Origin of the sequence: Aquipluma nitroreducens, from assembly GCF_009689585.1 — a bacterium.
Lineage (GTDB): Bacteria > Bacteroidota > Bacteroidia > Bacteroidales > Prolixibacteraceae > Aquipluma > Aquipluma nitroreducens.
This window is the reverse complement of the sequence record NZ_AP018694.1, coordinates 4635928-4657880: the sequence shown is the minus strand read 5'-3', so window position 1 is coordinate 4657880 and position 21953 is coordinate 4635928. Positions and strand designations below refer to the sequence as shown.

The window sequence follows — 21953 nt, the reverse complement described above, 5'->3', positions numbered from 1 at the left end:
AGCGTACTAAAAATAGCCTTAACGTAGGAAGCTACACACAGGCCGGGACTTCCGATAAATTGTCCACGAAGAGCTGCCTTTCAAAATACTAATTTCCTGTCAACGAAGCACCGAAATCCGGCTTGACAGGTAGCTGATGTTGTCGGAAGTGGTTATTACTGTTCTATTTCCAATATCTTTCTATTAATTCTAAAATCTTGTCTCTGTCAAGTAGATAGACACAACCCTTAAAGTGTTGAGGTATTTTTTGAATCAATTTATCTTTCGCATTTTCTGTAAAATGACCACTTATAGCAATAATAAATATTGAAATATTTCTAGATTCATTTGCACTCACTTCATAGTAGGGCATAGTAAAAGCATCATTAAGCTGTCCTAATATTTCATCAATGTCCGAATTAACGTTACCTCTTAGGTTTCCCGCTTTTACTTGAATCGCAAAGTGTCTAAGATTTCCAAATTTAGTAACCTCGGAAAATGTAAAATCTTTGCCATATTCCCGAATTCCATGATTAAAACGAACGTCAATAAAATCCATTTTTCTTAATAAAGGAAATATAATTTCAGTGCAAAAAAGTTTCTCATTTTCTTCATAATCTTTTTTCCAAATAGCCCCAGACAATATTAACTCAGTTCGCTTTATTGCCTCTTTTAAAATAGTTGAGTATTTCTCAAGTAGCTCACTAAAATTAAAATCTGCATCAATTGAAAAAGTAACTTCTAAATATTTCCAATCATCTTCAATATTTAACGATTCGTATTGAACATCTAAATCAATCGAATCTTTAATAACATCAGCTAGAGTAGCTAACATCGTTGATAAACCCCATTGTCCTTCCCAGTATTTATTCGGTTGATGACAAATAAAAGCAAATACAACTATATCTGTTGACTTCGCGAACTCAAGGTCATTAAATAGGTAGCTTCCAAAACCATCAACACTATGGGTTCTAAAACAAATGCCTTCATCTATCTCGTCAAGCTTAAAATGCAAATTACTTAAAACAGGTAAGTCTATTTCGCAATGCAAGCTTCCATCATATTCCTCAAACTCAAAAGAGTTTTCCCCGATTTCTACTATACCTAATTCATTGTCAATTTTCATATTAATTTTGATTTATGCAGGCTCCATAACATTACCGCCAACTATTAATTACAACCAAATATACACTACTTTCGTCTCATTTTATGTCAACAATTCATAATACTTACAAACATTTTATGCACTGATGTTGAACGATTTGAAGAAGTAGATCAAGGCCGCCCACAGAATGAAATTTTTGAGATTCTGAGTGGTTTTGAACGTTACAGAAACTTCGCCAAAACAATACTTCGGCTTAATTTGTCTTACTAGTCGGAATCAAACTAGTTTACACATATGGAAAAACGAAAATACATGAATCCGTACCTGGCAGGAATGCTGCTTGGGTTGGTTCTTTTGTCGGCCATGTTTTTTTCAGGACGTGGCCTTGGCGCCAGCGGTGGCATTAAATATGCCGTAGTGGCAATTGTAGGCGCTGTCGATCATCAACATGCCATGGAAACACCCTATTACAGCAAGTATTTCGAGAATGGCGAAAGTCCGTTAAAAAACTGGCTGGCATTAGAAGTCTTTGGAATGGTGTTGGGTGGTTTTATTTCAGGGGCACTCTCCCACCGTTTAAAATTCAAGGTCGAGAAATCGCCTCAAATATCGAATAACAAACGATTGTTTTTTGCATTTCTGGGGGGTGTATTTTTTGTTTACGGAGCACAGTTGGCACGTGGGTGCACCAGTGGCGCAGCGCTTTCGGGCATGGCCGTGTTTTCGGTTGCCGGTTTTGTAACCATGATCGCCATATTCGGTTCGGCCTATCTCTTCGCCTGGTTTTTCCGGAAACTATGGATATGAGAGATCAAATTTTTACAGCCTCATCGCGAATTACCAAAGGGAGTGCGGCAATCTCACCTAATCAACAGATTACTTCATTCGCTCCGCTACTTCGCAATGACGGGATAAATTTCAGTAATTCAATAAATCAATCCTTCAAACTATGGGACCACTTTCAATAATATCCGGATTTCCGGAATGGCTTAACCTTCTGATCGCCTTTTTGATCGGAATCGGTTTTGGGTTTGCTTTAGAACAAGCCGGATTTTCATCGAGCCGCAAACTGGCCGGAATGTTTTACGGCTACGACACCACTGTGCTCAAAGTATTTTTCACGGCAGCCATTGTTGCTTTGGTTGGATCGCAGTTGCTCAGTTTCTTTGGCCTTTTAAACCTAAAACTGGTTTACGTGAATCCGTATTACATCAACTCGGCAATCGTTGGCGGAGTGATCATGGGAGCCGGATTTATCATGGGCGGCTATTGCCCCGGAACCGGAATCAGCGCCCTTTCGATCGGAAAAATTGACGCAATGATTTTCCTTGCTGGTGGAATGGTTGGGGCATTTTTGTTCGCCGAAACCTATCCATTCATCGAAACTCTATTTCTGGACAATTTCAAAGGTGCCATGCGAATTGACGAATGGATGGGCGTTTCACCTGGAGTTTTTACCCTGATATTGATTGTGGCAGCCGTTGCCTTATTCTGGCTTGCTGAGCTTGCCGAGAAAAAATTTAGCCAGGCTGATATTACGAATGAGCTATAAACAAGAAAAAGATGGATGCACGAATAAAATATTCAGTATTGCTGGTCGGAGTTGGAATTATCCTTGCTTTTCTGCCTTTCGACGCGGCTCAAACGTTTCAACTGAAGTCGAACGAATTACTTACCCGCTCGGCTTCCGACAACATGTACTTTTCGGTTGATCAGGTAGCCCGCGCGGTTAACAGCGAAGACAGTACCATTCAAATTATTGATGTTCGTAGTGCTGCACAATTCCGGGAATGCAACATACCCAGTTCCATCAACATTCCGTTTGATGATCTCCAAAATCCGCTGTGGGAAGCAACTTTAAATCAGAAAAAGGTAAAAAACATATTTTATGGGAATGGCGATCAAACGGCTAATTATGCATGGACGATTGTTACCGGACTGGGTTATCCAAACAACTATGTGATGAAAGGTGGCCTCAACGAATGGTTCCATACGGTGATGCTCAGCCAATATTCAGGAGAAAAAATTACGCCAGCCGAAAATGCCCGCTTCGAAAACCGGCTGAATGCCCGTAAAGCATTCACGCAAATTAACAGTTTACCCGACAGCCTGAAAACAAAGTTTTTCAATGCCAAAAGGCTTAACCAATCGAAACTCGACGGAGGCTGCAACTAAATTCTAAAATCAGAAATTATGCAACAACTCAAAAATTTAAAGTTTGTCATCCTGATCATCGTTGTGATTTTGATTTTAGTTATCATCCGAAATTCGGATCAGAACTTATTTAAACAGGATATAAAAAGTGCCATTGAAGCGACTAAAAATAACAACAACCTGCTTTCACCCGATCAACTTCATGAACTGAAAGAATCGTGGATGGTGGTTAACATCGGAACCAGCGACTTGCCCGATTCGATTCATGTTGAACATTCGATAAAAATTCCTTTTGAAAATCTGTTGGATCAAACGAACCGGAAAATTCTGGAAGGAGTTGATGGTAACCTTATTCTGTATTCGGGAGATGTGGCAACAGCTTCAAAAGCCTGGGTTATCCTGAATCAAATGGGTTTTAAAAATGTCTTTATTCTGAATTCCGGAGGAAATCCGGAGGAGCTAAAATACAAATTCCAGCCCGACACTACCGCCAGGCTGGAACAGGATTCGATCTAATGAAGTACCTAAGTACCTGAGTCACTAAGTACCAAAGTTTTTATTGCTTAGGAACTTTGGTGATCTGGTACTTTGTCTCTTTAATCTTAATTCTTCACATACGGGAAATTACCAACTTCGGCCTCGGTAAAAGGAAGCCACGAAAGCAAACTTTTATCCTTCAGCATTTTGCTATGCATAAAAGCATTGTTACCATACATCAATGTTTTTGCTTTGTAGCCAAACAAACGCAGATAGGCAGTTACAAATCCGGAGTTGTGCCCGGTTCCGCAATAAACTACAACATCTTTATCGGTTGGTATCGATTCCATTTCAGGAACAATTCCCAATGTTCCGCTGGTTTTATAGCGCACAGCACCCGGAATGTGTCCTGAATCATATTTATCTTTCCGTTCAAAATTAACGGTATAGAAGTTTTGAGGTTGCTCAAAAACCTGATCAGCAGTTATAAAAGCATCGGCATACCCATCTGCAAACAAACGATTGAAGCGTGCTGCCATAATTTCCTCACCTGTTGACTTTCCTGAATTCAGTTGAGGAAAGTCAGTCAAGGCAGGTCGGTTGTTTTCAGTCATTTCCAATTTACTTTCATACTTGTCAGAAACAGCCTTCAGCCACGAATCGGCAGCGAAATCCTTGTTCCAGCTACTCATTCCCCAGCGCAAGGCGTAAACGTTTCCGTAGCCCATTAAACGCAGCAGCGAAGTAGCGTAACTGGCTATTTGCCCGGCATAGCAAACCATCACAATCTTATCGTACTCGAAAGGCTTGATAACGTTTGTGAAATAGTCAGGTATTTTTGTGAAATCAACATTCACCGCTCCTTTGATATGACCTTTTGCAAATGCTTCGGGACTTCGCAGGTCGATAATTTTAATCTTTCCACCCAGTTCGGCATTCACCGCCGAAGCTTTAATTAAGGAAGGGAAATTTCGTCCATTCACATAATCGCCTGATTCTTCCAGATATTTCAGCAACTTCTGAGACTCATCGTTTACTGCAACAGGAGCCGATTTAACCTCTGTTGAAGCCGCAGACTCTACCTGTTTGGTTTTATTTCCTCCTCCGGAACAAGCTGCCAGAAAGAACAGCAAAACAACGGCTGTGATTTTATTGATCGTTCTCATACTATTAAAAATTAGCTTTTCGCTGCGACTGGGACTTCATCTTTATCGAATTTCAGGGTTTCAGTCCGACGTCCCTGCTCATCGTATTTATAAACTGTGATTGCAACTCCATTGCCGGGGTTATTTACAACATTCTTGTCTTTGTCCATCGAAATCTGCTTAACCAAAGCGCCATGCTCGTCGTATTCCATTTTGGTTACCGGTACATTTTTGCCTCCCAGGTATTCATTATCCTGATCGAATTGAGCCGATTCCAAAACATAGCCGTTCTGATCAACTACGCTCGTACGCTTTGCCCAGCCCCAGTATAAATTAGACAACTGTCCAACGGTGTTATGTACCGAAAAAGTAAGTACATCGCCCTTTTCATTGTTCTCCAATTGAAAATAGGAAACACCAATATCGCCACAGTTCTCGGCAGTACAATTCGTAAGCGTATCAGCCGAATAATTAGCCACGCGTGTCACAAAACCATTGGCATCGTAGGTAAAACGCAGTTCATGAAACGGACAGAACTCGTTCATAACAACGTCTTCACCCGCCAAATTGTATCGAATTTCCTGAATCAGTCCGTCCGGCATTTTAGTCCACTTGTAATTGTTGATTTTATTCCGGTTTTCGATAGGTGTACCATTTTCATCCAAAAAACGCATGGCAATACGCATTCCCGATTCGTTGAGCGTGTATTCAGAAACCGATGCCCCACCATTTTTAATAGCCTCATTTTTCTCATTGAAAAAACGTTTAACCTGCTTGTCGCCTTCATAGGTATAAGTCACTTTTGCGGCACCAATCGATGAATAATCGAGTAAAACATTGTTGCGGTTGTATTCAACCGAAGCCAATTGCCCCTTTTCATTAAAGGTAAATTTGTAATTGTTGATTGTCTTGGCTTCTTCCGGAGTAAGTTCGTACGATCCGCGTTCAGTATCCCAGGGAGTTTCACTGAACTGGATATTCCGGTAATATTTCACATTGCTGTCGGCCGCATTCTTTGCCGATTTTGAATTACATGCACTGAAGCCTAGTGCAATGAGTACGAATAAAAATAATTTGTTGAATTTCATGGTTACTGTATTTATTGATTAATTAGTGAATTTCAAATACAATCATGCAATCATTAACACCAGTTTTCCCATAAAGTTTACGACCTGAATATTTCTAAGTGATTGTCTGATTGCTTTATCGAAAATCAGGGGAACTTATCAATGAGGTTTTCTCAAATAAAAAAGCCTCAGTTTCCTGAAGCTTTTTTGTTTATTAATCTCCGTTAACCGGATTTTTTTCAACTGATTCATTTCAATTAATGTCCTCCCATGTGAAAACCTTGTGCATGATGGTAATGTCTGCAATGATGATTTTTAATCAAATTTCTTACGAGAATCCAGTAAAGTTCCCGGTTTTTGTCTGCCGAAATAACTAAAGTTCCATTGGTGAGAGTTGCGTTGTCAAGGACTGTGGGCAAAATATCAACCATTAACTGATCGAGGTAAATTTGAATTACACTTGCAAAATCAGTATTGTCAATAGAAGTAACCGTCACGCTGTCTTTTTCAGTTTTAAACGAAACATCTTCATTTACAATAACCTTCACCGGTATTGTTGTAGCATCGGTTTTCGTATAAACTCCGTGCAAATAAAAAACAGGTTTTAATCCGGCTGTTTTTTTTGAACCATCGACCCTAAGTTCAATTTCATCGTAAAAACCAGGTGTCAGGGTAAAGTTACCAAGCGTTATGGTAGTATCCAACAGATTGATTTCCTGAGGACCTTTCCATTTGTAACTAATCTCGATAGAGTCATGATGAGTAATCAAACTCTTCAGTTTAGCCTCATAGGTGATTCCTGAAACGACCATATGTGCTGTATCCCAGGCCACTGACGAAGTTGAAACTGACGCTGATTTTAGCCCAACAGATGAAACAGGCAAGGTAAAGCTTCTATTTAAGGCCTGAAGTTTAATTCCCAAATTGGAATCACCTGTAGATGAATTGTTCTGATCTTTCTGACATGCAAAGAACCCAATGGTTAATGCAACACATACAAATGTTAATAATCTCTCTCTTCTCATAGCTTCATGTTTTTAAAATTTGTGCTATTAACAAAACGATCTCATGATGGTGATATTGTGACAAAAGGCAACTGAATTTAGTTCGGGACCGTAATTACCTAAATAACTTAGTTACTTTTTATACATTTGCAGATCAGGTAAAACGGGAACAAATTTTCCATATGCACGAAATAAATTGGATTGACGATTCTTTCGATATCAGGCTCGCTTCAGAATATCATATTTCCATCCAGATTGGTCTTGATGGATTTTCTTTTTGTATATTGGATACACGCCGAAATAAATATGTTGTCTTTGAGCATGTTCCTTTAATTGTGGGCAAACTCCAATTCCTATCACGAAAAATTGAAACTATTTTCGATCAGGAAGAAAAATTAAATGCGTCGTTTAAAAGCGTATCAATCACATACTCAACTAACAAAGCAACACTGCTTCCAAAGGAATACTCAGGATCGGCCAGTTTTCTGAAAATAGCTTCGGTTAACAGCGAGGTTAGCCGAAATGAAGAAATTAGTGCAAACGAAATCCCCGGCTTCAATTATCAGTTGATTTACAGTTATCCAAAAGAACTGATGACTTTGCTGCACCGGAAATATGTCGATTTCAGTTTTCGGCATAAATCGATTGCTCTTATTGCATCAGCAGTCGACCAACGAACAGAGAAAAAAAATACTCTGGTGATTAATTTTGAAAAGAAATACATCCGCATGATTGCACTGAAAGACATGCAAATCGAACTCTACAACAGTTTCTATTTCAAAAACGAATCCGATTTTCTTTATTATGCGCTCAACACGTGGCAAAGCATTCAATTTGACCCGGAACGCGATGAAATACTGATCGGTGGCTATGTGGCCGACGATTCAGCTTACATCCGCCAGTTAAAGAAATACATCAGTAATGTCCGGTTTTTGAAACCATCAGCGGATTTCAACTACGGAAATACCTTCGAAAAAATACAGAAACATCAGTTCGTAAGCTTGTTAAATACTTATCCATGCGTATAGTTGGCGGAAAATACAGAGGCCGGGTTTTTACTCCCGGAAAAACATTCAAAGCCCGGCCGACAACCGACATGGCTAAAGAAAGTCTGTTCAATGTACTTCAGAATTACATCGATCTGGAAGGTACAAAAACACTCGACCTGTTCTCCGGAACCGGAAGTATCAGTTATGAACTGGCCTCGCGCGGGAGCGACAATGTAACTGCCGTAGAAATTAATCCGGCACACATTCAGTTCATCAAAGAAGTAATTGAAAGGTTGGGCGAAAAAAATATTCGGATCGTGAAATCGAATGCCTTTGTATTTGCAAAACGGATTAAAGAGCAATTCGACCTGATTTTTGCCGATCCGCCATACGATCATCCTCAATTTGCAGAGGTTGCCGATTTGATTTTCAACAATAATCTTCTGAAACCTGGCGGTATCTTTATCCTTGAACATTCAGCACAGTTCGACTATGCCAGGCATCCAAACTTCAAGGAATTACGCCGCTATGGTAGTGTACATTTCAGCATTTTTGAAAGTGACCTCTCCTAAATCCCCACCCCAAGAGGGGACTAAAAACGTCCATAGTTGCACCAGTTCTCAAATAAGTTTTTGTCCTTTTGTAACTTTTTGTGCAAACAACAAACTAACAAAATATACAACAACTAAATTACCATGGAAATATTTCAGGCAAATAACATTGTTAAGGAATATGCTGGTCATGTCGCATTGAGTTCGGTCAGCATTTCGGTTAGGGAAGCGTCTATTTTTGGTCTATTGGGGCCCAATGGCGCGGGTAAAACAACCTTGATCCGGATCATCAACCAAATTACAGCTCCCGATAGCGGCGAGTTGTTTTTCGAGGGTAGGCCAATGAAAGCTGAGGATATTTATCAGATTGGCTATTTACCCGAAGAACGGGGACTGTATAAGAAAATGAAAGTTGGTGAACAGGCGCTCTATCTGGCTCAGTTGAAAGGCATGTCGAAAAAAGATGCCCTCAAGAGCCTGAAGTACTGGTTCGAAAAGTTTGAAATTCAGGCCTGGTGGGGCAAAAAAGTAGAGGAACTCTCGAAAGGAATGGCTCAAAAGGTACAATTTATCACCACAGTAATTCACAAACCCCGCTTGCTTATTTTCGACGAACCGTTCAGCGGATTCGACCCCATCAACACCAATTTGATGAAAAATGAAATTCTTGAACTGAAAAAGCAGGGAACCACCATCATTTTCTCAACACACAATATGTCTTCCGTAGAAGAAATTTGCGACCATATTGCATTGATCAACCAGTCGAAAAAGATTCTGGACGGGCAAATTGACGAAGTGAAAGAAAAATTCAAAAGCAATACTTTCGAGATAGCCTACAAAGGTGAAACTCCGGATTTTCAACATCGGTTAGGTGCTCAATTCAATGTTCTTGAGCAAGACGACAGCAAGTTCCTGAAACAAATGAAAGTTCAGTTCCTGAACGGCAATTCCAACAATGAGTTAATCAAAATACTCATGAATCAATTTGAAATCGTGTCATTCAAAGAAATTATCCCAAGCATGAACGATGTGTTTATCCATGTTGTAGAAAAAAATAACCGCGAAACAAGTGCTCAATCGCAATCGTAGGAATTGTTACGGGAAACGGGTTACGAGTTACGCGACAACCGAACCCGAAACACGCATCCCGCAACTTGAAATACATCCTTAATTGCAGACTAACACTTTTTAAGCGAAAATGAAAATTTAACAAAACCTATATGAATAAGTCATTCCTAATTTTAAGACGCGAATACCTGACAAGGGTAAAGAAAAAGTCGTTCATTATCATGACTCTTTTAATGCCGCTGATGATGGCTGCCTTGATGATTTTGCCTACCTATCTGGCCATGATGGACGACAAAGAAGAACGTACTATTGCCGTATATGATCCGACCGCTCTCGTTTTGAACAGGATTGAAGGCAATGAATTTACAAAGTTTCATTATATACCTGAACAGGAATTTAAAGAGCTTAGTAAGAATTTCAAATCAGGAAAATACTATGCTGTTCTGAATATCCCAACCAACATCCTGAATACCAACCGTGCCGAGATGATTTCGGATAAACAGGTCACGATGGATGTTAAGTACTTTGTTTCAAACCGGATCGAAAAGATCATAGAAACGGAAAAGAAAAAGCAGATTATAGATGAAATAGGAGTTCCCGATCTGGAAAGAAAACTGGCAGCCACCAAAACAAACATCACAGTTGAAACCATTAAAATTGGAGAAGAAGGCAAAGCCGTGAAAAGCTCAAGCGAAATTGCAATGATTATTGGGTTAGCTGCCGGATTCATTATCTACATGTTCGTTTTTATCTATGGCACTATGGTTATGCGCGGAGTTATGGAAGAAAAAACCAACCGTATTGTAGAAGTCATCATTTCATCGGTTAAGCCTTTTCAACTGCTCTTTGGAAAAATTGTCGGAATCGGATTGGTTGGGTTAACTCAAATTGCCATCTGGATTATACTTGGAACTGCCATTACAAGCGCAACTGCGGCATTTAGTGGTCGTGCATCAGCAGGAGTTGCAACTCAAGCGCAAAATGTAATGTCAGGCCCACAAATGGAACAACTTGCAGCCAGCTCACCCGAAGCCCAGAACAAGGTTCTTGAAATCATTGGTTTAATAGGCAACTTAAACATTCCATTGATCATCTTTGCGCTGTTCTTTTATTTCATTTGCGGCTTTATTTTGTATGCATCACTCATGGGAGCCATTGGTTCTGCCGTCGATAGCGATGAAGATGCCCAGCAAATGATGCTCCCTGTAACCTTACCATTGATTGCTTCCATCATCATGGTTATGTCGGTTGCTAAAAATCCCGAAGGTTCGTTGGCTTTCTGGGCCTCTATGATTCCTTTTACATCGCCGGTAACCATGATGGCACGTATTCCATTCGGGATTCCGGTCTGGCAGATCATTCTTTCAATGTCCATTTTGCTGGCAACTATTTTGGGAACAATCTGGGTCGCAGGAAAAATATACCGGACAGGCATTTTGATGTATGGGAAAAAAGTGAATCTTAAAGAAATTGTTAAGTGGTTATTCTATAAAAATTAAAATAAAAGATAAAAATGTATTTTGTTTGACTTTTTTGTTATACTTGCAATACAAAGATTAAAGAAAAGAATGAAAGCAAATTTCTCATACATGTATATGTGCTGCTGCTATAAACGGTCAGGAGAAGGTATGTTTTCAACGAACATTTGAAAGACATAAAAGAGATAATATCGAAGCCTTCCGAACACCGGAAGGCTTTTTTTGTTAATAGAAACGAAAGATAAGAACCTTAAAATACAATAATATGAAAGTAAACAACATTTTGGAAACCATCGGAAACAGTCCTTTGGTACGAATTAACAACCTGTATCCTGAAGGATACGAAGTGTATGTAAAAGTAGAAAAAACCAACCCGGGCGGCAGTATCAAAGACCGCATCGCTCTTTCGATGGTTGAGGATGCCGAAGCAAAAGGAATCTTGAGACATGGAAGCGTTCTGATTGAACCAACTTCAGGAAATACCGGAATTGGTTTGGCCTTGGTTGCCGCAGTTAAAAAGTATAAACTGATTTTGGTTATGCCTGAATCGATGAGTATTGAACGCCGTAGAATCCTTACTGCATATGGAGCAGAACTGGTTTTAACACCACGTGAATTGGGAATGAAAGGCGCTATTGCCAAAGCTAACGAATTGGCCGCCGAAACGCCCGATGCCTGGATTCCTTCTCAATTCGATAATTCATCCAACATCGAAGCACACAAACAAAATACTGCGAAAGAAATCCTGGCTGATTTTCCGGAAGGATTTGACTACCTGATCACCGGAGTTGGAACAGGCGGACACATTACCGGAGTAAGCGAAGTGTTGAAACAGAAATTCCCAAATCTGAAAACCTTTGCTGTTGAGCCAGAATTGTCACCTGTAATTAGTGGTGGAAATCCTGGTCCTCACCCAATTCAGGGAATTGGTGCTGGTTTTATTCCGGTAAACCTGCATACGCAAGCTATTGATGGAACCATCCAGATTTCGAAAGATGAAGCTTTTGATTATGCCCGTCGTGCAGCTAAAGAAGAAGGTTTGTTCGTTGGAATTTCGTCAGGCGCTTCACTGGCTGCTGTTGCCAAGAAAATTGCCGAACTGCCCGTAGGAGCAAAAATACTCACTTTCGCTTACGATACTGGCGAACGCTATTTATCGATTGAAGGATTGTTTTAATATTCAATCAAATTATAAAATACAAAAGGCTGGTTTTACCGGCCTTTTTTGTTTGGTAATGAAATGCCGAAAATTCAATTTCAATCTGGTCATTTTAAATATGAAACGCTAACTTCGTTAGCCTAAAATATTCCCCACTCAGAATGAAGAGACAAATTGCTGTTATCGACCTCGGAACCAATACCTGCAACTTACTAATTGCAGAGTACCAGGACAAATCCTATCAAATTCTATATCAGGGAAAAGAGGTTGTTAAACTTGGCAAAAACGGCATCGACAAAAACAGGTTGACCGAAGATGGATTGGAACGTGCCATTCTGGCTATCCGGAAACATCTGGAACGAATTAGTCAATTCAGTGTTTCTGAAGTAGTAATAATCGCCACTTCTGCTATTCGTGATGCAACCAACCAGGATTGGTTTCAGCAACAAATCAAGGCGAATACGGGTCTTGACTTGCAGATTATTTCCGGAGAAAAAGAAGCTCAACTGATATTTGACGGAGTGAAACTGGCTTTTGATGAAATAGAAGACCATTCGCTTATTCTTGACATTGGCGGCGGAAGCAATGAATTTATCCTGACGCGAAACAACGAACCCATCTGGAAACAAAGTTTTCCGTTGGGAATGGCCCGCATCATCGAACAAATACCACCCTCCAATCCCATTACACCGGAAGAGATTGAGCAAATCAACGACTGGTTTGACAGCCGGTTGGAGCCACTTTGGCAACAGTTAAATAATATTCAAATTCCCTTATTGATCGGCTGTTCGGGTGCTTTCGATACGTTGGCAGATTTAATCGACCAAACCAATCCAGGAACAAAAACAAGGATTAAACAAGAAATTGCAACAGATGACTTTACGCGGGTATATGAAACTCTAATCAAGTCAACAACTGCCGAAAGAACCGAAATGAAAGGCATGGAATCCATTCGCATCGAGATGATTGTTCCTTCGGTTTTGTTTATCAAACTGGTTATTGATCGTCTAAATATCAAAAAAATATACCAAACCGACTATGCCTTGCGGGAAGGTATTTTATACGACCGTATTTTCAACTAAATTCGGGCAATAATTTTCAGTAAAAAAAAGAAACATGTCAAGAATATTAGTCATTGATGACGAACGCAGCATTCGCAACACCTTAAAAGACATTTTAGAATTCGAAAAATATACGGTTGAACTGGCCGAAGATGGGTTTAAAGCTTTGGAATTGCTACAGACCAAAGATTTTGATGTGATTTTATGTGACATCAAAATGCCGGGAATGGATGGTATTGAAGTATTGCAGAAGGTTGAAGAAATCAAACCTGACATTCCAGTTGTAATGATTTCGGGTCATGGAAACATTGATACAGCAGTGGAATCGATCAAAAAAGGTGCTTTCGACTTTATTGAAAAACCACTCGATCTGAACCGATTGCTGATTACTTTGCGCAATGCAATGGATAAATCGACGCTCATTACCGAAACCAAAGTACTGAGAAAAAAGGTCAACAAACGATTTGACATTGTAGGGAACTCGGCTTCCATCCAAAAAGTTAAAGACATGGTCAACCGCGTTGCCGCTACCGATGCTCGTGTTTTAATTACCGGATCGAACGGCACCGGAAAAGAATTGGTTGCCCGCCAGTTGCACGAAAAAAGTAACCGTGTTGAAGGTCCGTTTATTGAAGTAAACTGCGCAGCTATTCCGTCAGAATTAATTGAAAGTGAATTATTTGGCCATGAAAAAGGAGCATTCACTTCAGCAATTAAACAGCGAAAAGGAAAATTTGAACAGGCAACCGGAGGAACCATCTTTCTCGACGAAATTGGCGATATGAGTCTTCCGGCACAAGCCAAGGTTTTAAGGGCTTTGCAAGAAAGCATCATTACCCGTGTAGGAGGCGATGCCCAAATTAAAGTCGATGTTCGGGTCATAGCTGCCACCAATAAAAACCTTGCCCACGAAATTGAAGTGAATAATTTTCGAGAAGATTTATACCATCGCCTGAGTGTTATTCTGATCCACGTTCCGGACCTGAACGACCGGATTGAAGACATTCCTGTATTGTGTGAATACTTTATCGACCTGATTTGCACTGAATATGGCGTACCTCAAAAATCAATTGAATCTGATGCGATTAGCGAGCTGCAAAAAATGCGGTGGACGGGTAACATCCGTGAATTTAGGAATGTGGTTGAACGATTGATTATTCTATGTGATAAAACAATTACCCGCGAAGATGTTTTAAATTATGCTGTTCCGCGTTACTAGAATAATTTTTAGCTTAAAATAGCGATGTTAAATAAACTTATTGACTTTTTCAAAATATCAGAAGAAGATCGGAAAATAATAAAAACCAACATTCTGAATGAAAACGTTAGACGCGTATTCTATCTTTCGGTAATTGGTATTCCAATTAGTTTACTACATGTTATTTTATTTATTTCTCACCTGAAATCTAGTGTTGGAATTGAATATGAATGGCGGGTTTCCATTATAACAATACACACATCGATAATCATTTTACTCAGCATTATAAGCCTAACGATCTACTTCGCGTTTATAAAAAAGAGGAGTAATATTCGGCTTGCAGAAATCTGCATCGTAGCAGTTGCTTTATCTCTTTTGTTTGGAGGAGCAGCCATATCGGCAGTTGATCAAAAGATAACGACCGCAATAAACCCATTTATTGCAACAACAATAATTAGCTCGATTATTCTTCTAATCCGGCCAGTTTATTCAATCCTGTATTATTCATTTAGCTTTATAATTTTCTATCTATTAATGAATTATGCACAAGCAAATCCTGATGTTTTAATCTCGAACAATGTGAACGGACTAACGCTTTCCGGTTTGGGTTTGTGTCTGTCGCTTATTTTCTGGAAAATGAATTTAACCCGCATAAAACAACATAAACTCATCGAGAAACAGAAAAATGAGTTGATTGAAAACTTAAACAAACTAAAATTTTACTCCGAAGAACTAAAAGAAAGCGATACGACTAAAGATAAATTGATTTCGATAATAGCTCATGATCTGAGAAGTCCCCTTGCTTCACTGATAAATGTAACCAAATTAGTTTCTGAAGATTTCGATATTATGAGTCCGGAAGAAATCAAAAAAATTATGATTTCGCTTAATAAGGAAACCGAACTAACTTTTGAATCGCTTAACAACCTCCTACTTTGGACAAAAACACAACGAAAAAAACTTGTTCCAGTTTTAAAAACAACAAATTTAAATCAATTGGTTGAGAACTCAATCTTACCCATAAGAACTCTGTGTAATCAAAAAAGGATAGCGTTAGCGAACAATATCGCTGAGGACATTGATATCTGTACTGACTCTTCAATGATGGAATCTGTGATAAAGAATTTGATTATTAACAGCATTAAATTCACAAAGGAGGAAGGAAATATTTCTATAAATGCCACCGCTTATGAAGACAAGATTATTATAGCAATTCAGGACAATGGAATTGGAATGGAACCTAAAGTTTTAGAAAAACTCTTTAAGTCAGGCTCTGAATTTACGACCAATGGAACTCAAAATGAAAAAGGGACAGGCCTTGGATTGCAAATTTGCAAGGAGTTTGTCGAATTGAATGGAGGTCAGATTTGGGCTGAATCAAAGTTTGGGATCGGCTCTACATTTTATTTTTCACTTCCCGCAAACAAATAACCTATCAATTTTTACGCCCTTAAAACAAGTCCGTGATGTAGTTGTTTATATACCAAGACTAGCAAAAACAGTCGAAAGAAAAAGATATAAACTCTGATTGCGGATAGTTTGCGTTATGTCATGGCGTGCTGAAATTTTAAATCTATTTTGAATTTTCGCTATCCGTTAATCAGAGTTTTATATTGAACAAATTCAATATAAAACATTCGATAGTGATAAAACGAAAAAAGCCTCAATTTCTTGAAGCTTTTTTGCGGTGCGGATCCCGAGCCTTCGGGAAACCCGCGACCCTCGGCGTGACAGGCCGATATTAATTATCCATTTGATGAATTTTATTAGATTCACTAGAAATCAATCGTTCATAGAAAGAATGGTTGCGTTGCCGTTTTAAAAATAATTCACGTTGGGTTGCCTCTTTTTTAGTCTGAAAAATCTCAATATAAACAAGTTTCCATGGAATCTTCTTTGATGTGTATGCAGATAGCCCTTGGTTGTGATATTCCAACCTCTTTTTAATATCAGACGAATGCCCAATATAATAGCTATTGTCAATTTCACTTTGTAGAATATAGGAGTAAAACATGAGAACATGATTTACCTAAAGGAAACAATTTTTAATGTAAAATTGTCATAAAACGAAAAAAGCCTCAATTTCTTGAAGCTTTTTTGCGGTGCGGACGGGACTCGAACCCGCGACCCTCGGCGTGACAGGCCGATATTCTAACCGACTGAACTACCGCACCAATTTTCAGTATTATTAAATTTCATGGTTGATTATAACCACTTATTTCTTTTTGTAGTGTAAATTTTGAGAGGGCGGTGCGGACGGGACTCGAACCCGCGACCCTCGGCGTGACAGGCCGATATTCTAACCGACTGAACTACCGCACCAGAGTATTTTTTCGAGACCTGATTTGAAATAAATCAAGCTGTTTTTTTACAAAATTTACAACACTTTTTAAGAACAAACCTCCTGAAATCCGTTTCTCAAAAGGCTTTGCAAATATAGCCTTTCTTTCTTTCCCTGCAATAGGGCAAATGAAAAAAATCACATACTTTTCAATCAAAACAACAATTTTATAAAACACTGAATATCAATCAAATTAAACAGCGCCTTCTACCATTACAAAATTCGACTGATTCAATTTCAACTCTCCACTCCATCTGTAAGCCAACAATTTACCGTTTCTGGACACGCCAGAATCAACACAACAAACATTATCTTTCAATATTCCGTAACCCTCAACCAAACTGTAATGTCCAAAGAAAACAATTGGATCATTTTCAGGATAAGGAGTCCTGAATTTTACAATTTCAGGCGGAATGGTATAAGCTGGAAGTTCAAAGCGGCTTTCCATTGAAATTTCTTTAAAAGTCTTTCCTTCCGGATTATCCCACCATTTCATACGAAATGAACGATGCGGTCTGCCATCATCATCAAAAATCAGCAGATTTTTAGGAACCTGGAAATCAATCCCTTTGCAGGTTTCCCAAAAACACTGGGCAAATGAAGTCTCATTCAAAGCAATTTCACGTAAAATCGTTTTACTTATTTTAGGTTCATTTAATGCACCCTTGAGTTCTTTGATGTTATCCTTCTGCCAGCATGCATGAACGATCCTGATCGCACCAAAATCGAGAAACATAGGCAATGTTCTAAACCATTTCAGGTGACTTTTAAATTCGTCTTTACAGGTAACAAACTCATCAAGCGTCTGATTAATCTGCAATTGATATTTGGGAATCCGTTTTTTATAATATTTACCTTCAGTATCGCGTAAATAATAAAGTATAGCGTACATTTCATGGTTTCCCAAAATAGCATAAGCCGTTCCAGCCTCAACCATCCTTCTGATTAAAATGATAGTTTCCCTTATTTTGGGTCCACGATTAATGAAATCGCCAACAAATACGGCTTTACGAGTTGCATGAGTATAGCAACCATTAATGAGTTGGTAACCTAACTTAGCCAGTAAACTCTTCAGCTGATCCACATATCCGTGAACATCTCCTATAATGTCGTACATAACAAAATTGCCCGAATAGTTTATTCGGGCAATTTAATTAAATTTTCACAAAATATGTTTCAAGCTTGAAATAAGCTTTGTCCAATTTTTCTACAAGAAATACATATAGAATAAAGAGCAGGCCAAAACAACACCTAACGAAGCAATTACATCCCACTTGTTCCAACTACTCCTGATAATCGTTTTATAGTCGTCGGTGAAAGTAATAAACTCGACCTGCTTAGAGGTAGGTTTAGCAGTAACAAACGACACTGCAACCATGAACAACATGATGAAGACAAGTAGCCAGATTTCAAAGATAAGCCAGTTTGTATGCCAGAACCATCTGGTGGATTCCCAGTACCAGCCTGTCATGACATCTTTCCCTGTGTTTGTAAAGATGTTGGTCAGCAAACGTGCCATACCAATAAGGAAGCCTACAATTAAACCTGCTTCGCCAGCCTTGGGCGTAATTCGTTTAGAAAATATACCCATTACAAATACGGCTACCATCGCAGGAGCCAGCAACGATTGAATGCCTTGCAAATAGCTGTAAAGACTGCCGAGACTCATCATAACTGGTATCCATGCGATACCAAGGAATACTACTACAATTGTTGCAATACGACCTACCAAAACGTATCTTGCTTCGGTTTTGCCTTTAAACATAGGTTTATAAAAGTCTTCGGTATACAAGGTAGCACAAGAGTTGAAGAATGCTGCCAATGAAGCAACCAATGCAGATATAAAGCCTATGGTAACGATACCTTTCACACCAGCCGGCAATACAAACTTAACCATTGAACCAAATGCTGTATCCGGATTTTCTAACGTAAAACCGCTATCAGGACGTGCAGCTAATGCAGCCGCTACCATACCAGGAATCAAAAACATAAATACAGGCAACAATTTGAAATAACCTGCAGCAATAGTCCCTCTGCGCGCACGCTTCATCACAACTTCGTTAGACTCGCCTTTTTGTTGTCCGAGTACACGTTGAACGATGTGTTGATCGGTAGCCCAATACCAAAAACCGATAATTGTTGCTCCGATAAATACCCAAAAACCGGGATACTCGTCATACAGCGGGTCACCCGTTTCAAAGTGGAACATGTGGTTTGTGCCATAAGCAACGCCATCAGCTCCTTTGCCCAGGGTTTTGGAATAGTCAATCATTGCGGTCCAGCCATGAGCAATACTGCCGTCGCCGAGCGCTGACAATCCAAGGAAAAGCACAAGGAATGAACCAATGATAAGGATCGGAGTTTGAATGGCTGACAGTGTCATCACACCCTTCATTCCACCCAGAACGGTAAAAATACCTGTTAATACGATTAATCCGATTGCTCCGTACCAGAAAGGTAATCCAAGAAGACTTTCCATGAAGATACCACCGGTAAACGCGGTTACACTCACTTTGGTCAATACATAAGCTATAAGTGTAATAATCGATAGCCACGAGCCAGTACGAGGAGTGTAGCGGTTCTTGAGGAAGTCGGGCATGGTAATAATTTTCCCCAATTTATTGTTCATCAATTGATAAAACGGGACAAAGAGCCAGCCTAGGATAAGTATCATCCAGCCTTGCATCTCCCAGTGCGCCATACCTACACCTGCGTTTGCACCTGTGCCTGCAAGTCCAACAAGGTGTTCTGAGCCGATATTTGCAGCAAAAATAGCTGCACCAATGATATACCAGGGTTCGCCTTTACCAAACAGATAATCTTCGCTGTCGGCTCCCTGTTGCAATCGTTTGTCTTTTTGTATCGAACGCCATACAGCCCACGATACGGCCAAAATCCCAACTGCCATAATAGTCCAGTCGAGCCAAATAAATTCATGTGAACTCCAATTCATAAATTGAGATTTAGATTGTTATATTTAAGTAATTGTGAATTTCAATTTTTCTAAAACTTAACGATCCTGTCTTTTCCAACTTCATCAATGTTATTTTTGACTTTGTAATAGAAAGCACCTTTTTTTGATTCTGAAACATCTTTCAGTTCGAGCTTTTCAAGAACACCAAGCGATAAAATTTTCTTCCTGAAATTCCCCGGGTCAAATTCGCGCTGAAAAAGAGCCTCATATAATTTGCGAAGCTGAATCAGAGTAAACATTTCAGGCAATAATTCAGTACCAATTAAACTATACCCGGCTTTTTGCTGCAGCTTGATCAACGCCTTTTCGAACATTTCCTGATGGTCAAAGATCAGGTTTGGCAACTTACTGATCGAGATCCAGTAGGCACCGTTTTCTTTTACCCGTTCTTCATCGTGCAGATCGATCCGGATTAAAGCATAATAAGCCAGACTAATTACCCGAGCCTCAGGATCACGATTGGGAACAGAAAAGGATGCGACCTGCTCCAGAAAAATTTGCTCCAACCCGGTTGTCTGTTTCAATATCCGAGCAGCTGCATTATCTGCCGATTCATCATCCTGAACAAATCCGCCCAACAGCGACCATTTACCTTTGTATGGTTCAAAGCTTCTGGGATAAAGTAAAAGTTTAATTTCTTCATCCTGATAACCCATTATAACACAATCAACTGCAACATAGTGTTGCGGATGTATTTTATACAATTCCATAAAAATCTATCAAGATTATATGCAGCTAAAATATAAAAGTATTTTTTACTTTTATAAAATAAAGTGTACTTATTACGCTTTTCTGCTGGAAAACATTTTTTTAACAAAAAAAAAGAAGGACCATTGCTGGCCCTTCTTTCGTATTTGATTAAGAAAGCAAACTTTTAAACTGCAATATCTTTGTTTACATTCTTGCTTCCGATTAAAGCATAGAACAGCAAATAGGCAAGGCCAGCAACAATTACCCAATAGCTAGGCATATACCCAGCGAAATCGGCTACCCAACCCTGAAGTGCAGGAAGAATACCTCCACCGCAAACCATGACCATGAAAATACCTGAAGCTGCGGCCAGATATTTTCCTAAACCTTCAACAGCAAGATTAAAAATACCGCCCCACATAATTGAGGTACAAAGTCCCACTAATACAAGGAATGCAGCATTGATCGGCACTTCCAGCAATCCGAATGAAGTTACACCATCGACACTTTTCAATACTGGTAATGAAACCAAAGTAGAAGCGGAAGAGAACATAGCTGCAAGAACAAGGACTAAGCCTAAACCTGAAGCAAAAGTAAGCATGGTTTTACTCGACACTTTTGCTCCGATTGATGCACCTACCAAACGGCCAATCAGCATCAGGAACCAGTAAGTACCAGCAACGAATCCTGCAGTAGTAGCATTCAATGCATTTGGAGTAGCGGGGTCAACGAGGAAATAATTTAATACTCCGGGAGTACCAACTTCAACGCCAACATAAACAAAAATACCAACAGCACCTAAAATGAAATGACGGAACTTTAAGGCTCCTGACATCAAGTCTCCCAGTGGTTCAGAAGATTGTTCTGCGTGAGGCTCCGGAATATTTACAAAATATAATACTACAAATACGATAGCAAATACAGCCATCGCAGCATACATGAATGGGAAAATATTGGTAATCTGAGCTTTGGCTGCATCACCAATCAAAATACCAACGATCATAGGAGTAGCAGTAGCCATTACTGAGTTGAAAGAACCACCAACCTGAATCAATTGGTTACCTGTATTTCCACCACCACCAAGAGTGTTCAACATTGGATTAACTACTGTATTCAACAAACACATTGAAAATCCGGCAACAAATGCACCACCGAGGTAAACTGCAAAGGCTGAATCCTGTCCTGAATAACCTGAAAGATATTGAATTCCTACTCCAACAAAGCCTACTGCAATAGCAATTAAGGCTGTTTTCTTGTAGCCTATTCTTTGAAGTAAGATACCGCTTGGAATACCCATTACAGCATAAGCAATAAAGTTGGCTGCATTTCCAAGAAGTCCTAAGAAATTAGTTACTGCAAATTGGCTCTTTAACACGATACCCATTGGGGCTGCCAAGTTGGTTACGAACGAAATCATACCAAAAAGCATGATCATCATGATTATTGGCACTGTGTAATTCTTGTTTTGAGTCATAATTTTAGTTGATTTGATTGTTAATTGATGAATTATTGT

Annotated in this window: 21 protein-coding genes and 2 tRNA genes; 12 read left to right on the top strand and 11 right to left on the bottom strand. The window is 39.4% G+C overall.

Going from position 1 to position 21953, the window contains the following annotated elements; all coding sequences use genetic code 11:
• Positions 1-163: 163 nt before the first annotated feature.
• Positions 164-1105, bottom strand: coding sequence for a hypothetical protein (locus tag AQPE_RS19580; RefSeq protein WP_318348186.1), 942 nt, complete (start codon positions 1103-1105; stop codon positions 164-166).
• A gap of 273 nt (positions 1106-1378) precedes the next feature.
• Here AQPE_RS19580 and AQPE_RS19575 point away from each other — a divergent pair, with 273 nt between their 5' ends.
• The 4 genes from AQPE_RS19575 (at position 1379) to AQPE_RS19560 (ending at position 3754) form a co-directional block, all read left to right on the top strand.
• Positions 1379-1891 carry a YeeE/YedE thiosulfate transporter family protein gene (locus AQPE_RS19575; RefSeq protein WP_318348185.1) on the top strand — a complete coding sequence of 171 codons (513 nt, stop codon included), beginning with the start codon at positions 1379-1381 and terminating at the stop codon, positions 1889-1891.
• 142 nt (positions 1892-2033) lie between these two features.
• Positions 2034-2636, top strand: a complete 603-nt coding sequence (locus AQPE_RS19570; protein ID WP_318348184.1) for a YeeE/YedE thiosulfate transporter family protein — start codon at positions 2034-2036, stop codon at positions 2634-2636.
• Between the two features lie 11 nt (positions 2637-2647).
• Positions 2648-3259: a rhodanese-like domain-containing protein gene (locus AQPE_RS19565; protein WP_318348183.1), complete on the top strand. Its 612-nt coding sequence runs from the start codon at positions 2648-2650 to the stop codon at positions 3257-3259.
• An 18-nt stretch (positions 3260-3277) separates the two neighbouring features.
• Positions 3278-3754, top strand: coding sequence for a rhodanese-like domain-containing protein (locus tag AQPE_RS19560; protein WP_318348182.1), 477 nt, complete (start codon positions 3278-3280; stop codon positions 3752-3754).
• Between the two features lie 86 nt (positions 3755-3840).
• On the opposite strand, the gene AQPE_RS19555 is transcribed toward AQPE_RS19560, so the two are convergent.
• The 3 genes from AQPE_RS19555 to AQPE_RS19545 form a co-directional block, all read right to left on the bottom strand.
• Positions 3841-4881, bottom strand: a complete 1041-nt coding sequence (locus tag AQPE_RS19555; RefSeq protein ID WP_318348181.1) for a rhodanese-like domain-containing protein — start codon at positions 4879-4881, stop codon at positions 3841-3843.
• Positions 4882-4892: 11 nt separating this feature from the next.
• Positions 4893-5948: a hypothetical protein gene (locus AQPE_RS19550; RefSeq protein WP_318348180.1), complete on the bottom strand. Its 1056-nt coding sequence runs from the start codon at positions 5946-5948 to the stop codon at positions 4893-4895.
• 236 nt (positions 5949-6184) lie between these two features.
• Positions 6185-6952, bottom strand: coding sequence for a hypothetical protein (locus AQPE_RS19545; RefSeq protein WP_318348179.1), 768 nt, complete (start codon positions 6950-6952; stop codon positions 6185-6187).
• Positions 6953-7113: 161 nt separating this feature from the next.
• Here AQPE_RS19545 and AQPE_RS19540 point away from each other — a divergent pair, with 161 nt between their 5' ends.
• The 8 genes from AQPE_RS19540 to AQPE_RS19505 all read left to right on the top strand — a co-directional run bounded on the left by AQPE_RS19540 (position 7114) and on the right by AQPE_RS19505 (position 15866).
• Positions 7114-7959 (top strand): DUF3822 family protein, encoded by an 846-nt coding sequence (locus AQPE_RS19540; RefSeq protein WP_318348178.1) that lies wholly within the window; start codon positions 7114-7116, stop codon positions 7957-7959.
• The gene (locus AQPE_RS19535; RefSeq protein WP_318348177.1) at positions 7950-8492 is read left to right on the top strand and encodes an RsmD family RNA methyltransferase; all 543 of its coding nucleotides are present in this window, start codon (positions 7950-7952) and stop codon (positions 8490-8492) included. The genes AQPE_RS19540 and AQPE_RS19535 overlap by 10 nt, the downstream gene beginning before the upstream one ends.
• A gap of 123 nt (positions 8493-8615) precedes the next feature.
• Positions 8616-9560 carry an ABC transporter ATP-binding protein gene (locus AQPE_RS19530; RefSeq protein WP_318348176.1) on the top strand — a complete coding sequence of 315 codons (945 nt, stop codon included), beginning with the start codon at positions 8616-8618 and terminating at the stop codon, positions 9558-9560.
• Positions 9561-9691: 131 nt separating this feature from the next.
• The gene (locus tag AQPE_RS19525; RefSeq protein ID WP_318348175.1) at positions 9692-11038 is read left to right on the top strand and encodes an ABC transporter permease; all 1347 of its coding nucleotides are present in this window, start codon (positions 9692-9694) and stop codon (positions 11036-11038) included.
• Between the two features lie 244 nt (positions 11039-11282).
• Complete coding sequence (gene cysK, locus AQPE_RS19520) at positions 11283-12194, top strand: cysteine synthase A (protein ID WP_318348174.1); 912 nt, start codon at positions 11283-11285, stop codon at positions 12192-12194.
• Between the two features lie 143 nt (positions 12195-12337).
• Complete coding sequence (locus AQPE_RS19515; protein WP_318348173.1) at positions 12338-13258, top strand: Ppx/GppA phosphatase family protein; 921 nt, start codon at positions 12338-12340, stop codon at positions 13256-13258.
• A gap of 34 nt (positions 13259-13292) precedes the next feature.
• Positions 13293-14456 carry a sigma-54-dependent transcriptional regulator gene (locus tag AQPE_RS19510; protein ID WP_318348172.1) on the top strand — a complete coding sequence of 388 codons (1164 nt, stop codon included), beginning with the start codon at positions 13293-13295 and terminating at the stop codon, positions 14454-14456.
• Between the two features lie 615 nt (positions 14457-15071).
• Positions 15072-15866 (top strand): sensor histidine kinase, encoded by a 795-nt coding sequence (locus tag AQPE_RS19505; RefSeq protein WP_318348171.1) that lies wholly within the window; start codon positions 15072-15074, stop codon positions 15864-15866.
• Positions 15867-16176: 310 nt separating this feature from the next.
• Here AQPE_RS19505 and AQPE_RS23920 read toward each other — a convergent pair whose 3' ends face one another.
• The 7 genes from AQPE_RS23920 to AQPE_RS19475 all read right to left on the bottom strand — a co-directional run bounded on the left by AQPE_RS23920 (position 16177) and on the right by AQPE_RS19475 (position 21914).
• On the bottom strand, positions 16177-16449 hold the full coding sequence (locus tag AQPE_RS23920; protein WP_404800988.1) for a GIY-YIG nuclease family protein: 273 nt from the start codon (positions 16447-16449) through the stop codon (positions 16177-16179).
• An 86-nt stretch (positions 16450-16535) separates the two neighbouring features.
• A tRNA-Asp gene (locus tag AQPE_RS19500) sits at positions 16536-16609 on the bottom strand.
• A 74-nt stretch (positions 16610-16683) separates the two neighbouring features.
• A tRNA-Asp gene (locus AQPE_RS19495) sits at positions 16684-16757 on the bottom strand.
• A 212-nt stretch (positions 16758-16969) separates the two neighbouring features.
• Positions 16970-17893 carry a metallophosphoesterase gene (locus AQPE_RS19490; protein WP_318348170.1) on the bottom strand — a complete coding sequence of 308 codons (924 nt, stop codon included), beginning with the start codon at positions 17891-17893 and terminating at the stop codon, positions 16970-16972.
• 90 nt (positions 17894-17983) lie between these two features.
• On the bottom strand, positions 17984-19729 hold the full coding sequence (locus AQPE_RS19485; protein WP_318348169.1) for a sodium:solute symporter: 1746 nt from the start codon (positions 19727-19729) through the stop codon (positions 17984-17986).
• 50 nt (positions 19730-19779) lie between these two features.
• On the bottom strand, positions 19780-20460 hold the full coding sequence (locus AQPE_RS19480; protein ID WP_318348168.1) for an NUDIX hydrolase: 681 nt from the start codon (positions 20458-20460) through the stop codon (positions 19780-19782).
• Between the two features lie 164 nt (positions 20461-20624).
• Positions 20625-21914: an MFS transporter gene (locus AQPE_RS19475; RefSeq protein ID WP_318348167.1), complete on the bottom strand. Its 1290-nt coding sequence runs from the start codon at positions 21912-21914 to the stop codon at positions 20625-20627.
• Between the last annotated feature and the right edge of the window lie 39 nt (positions 21915-21953).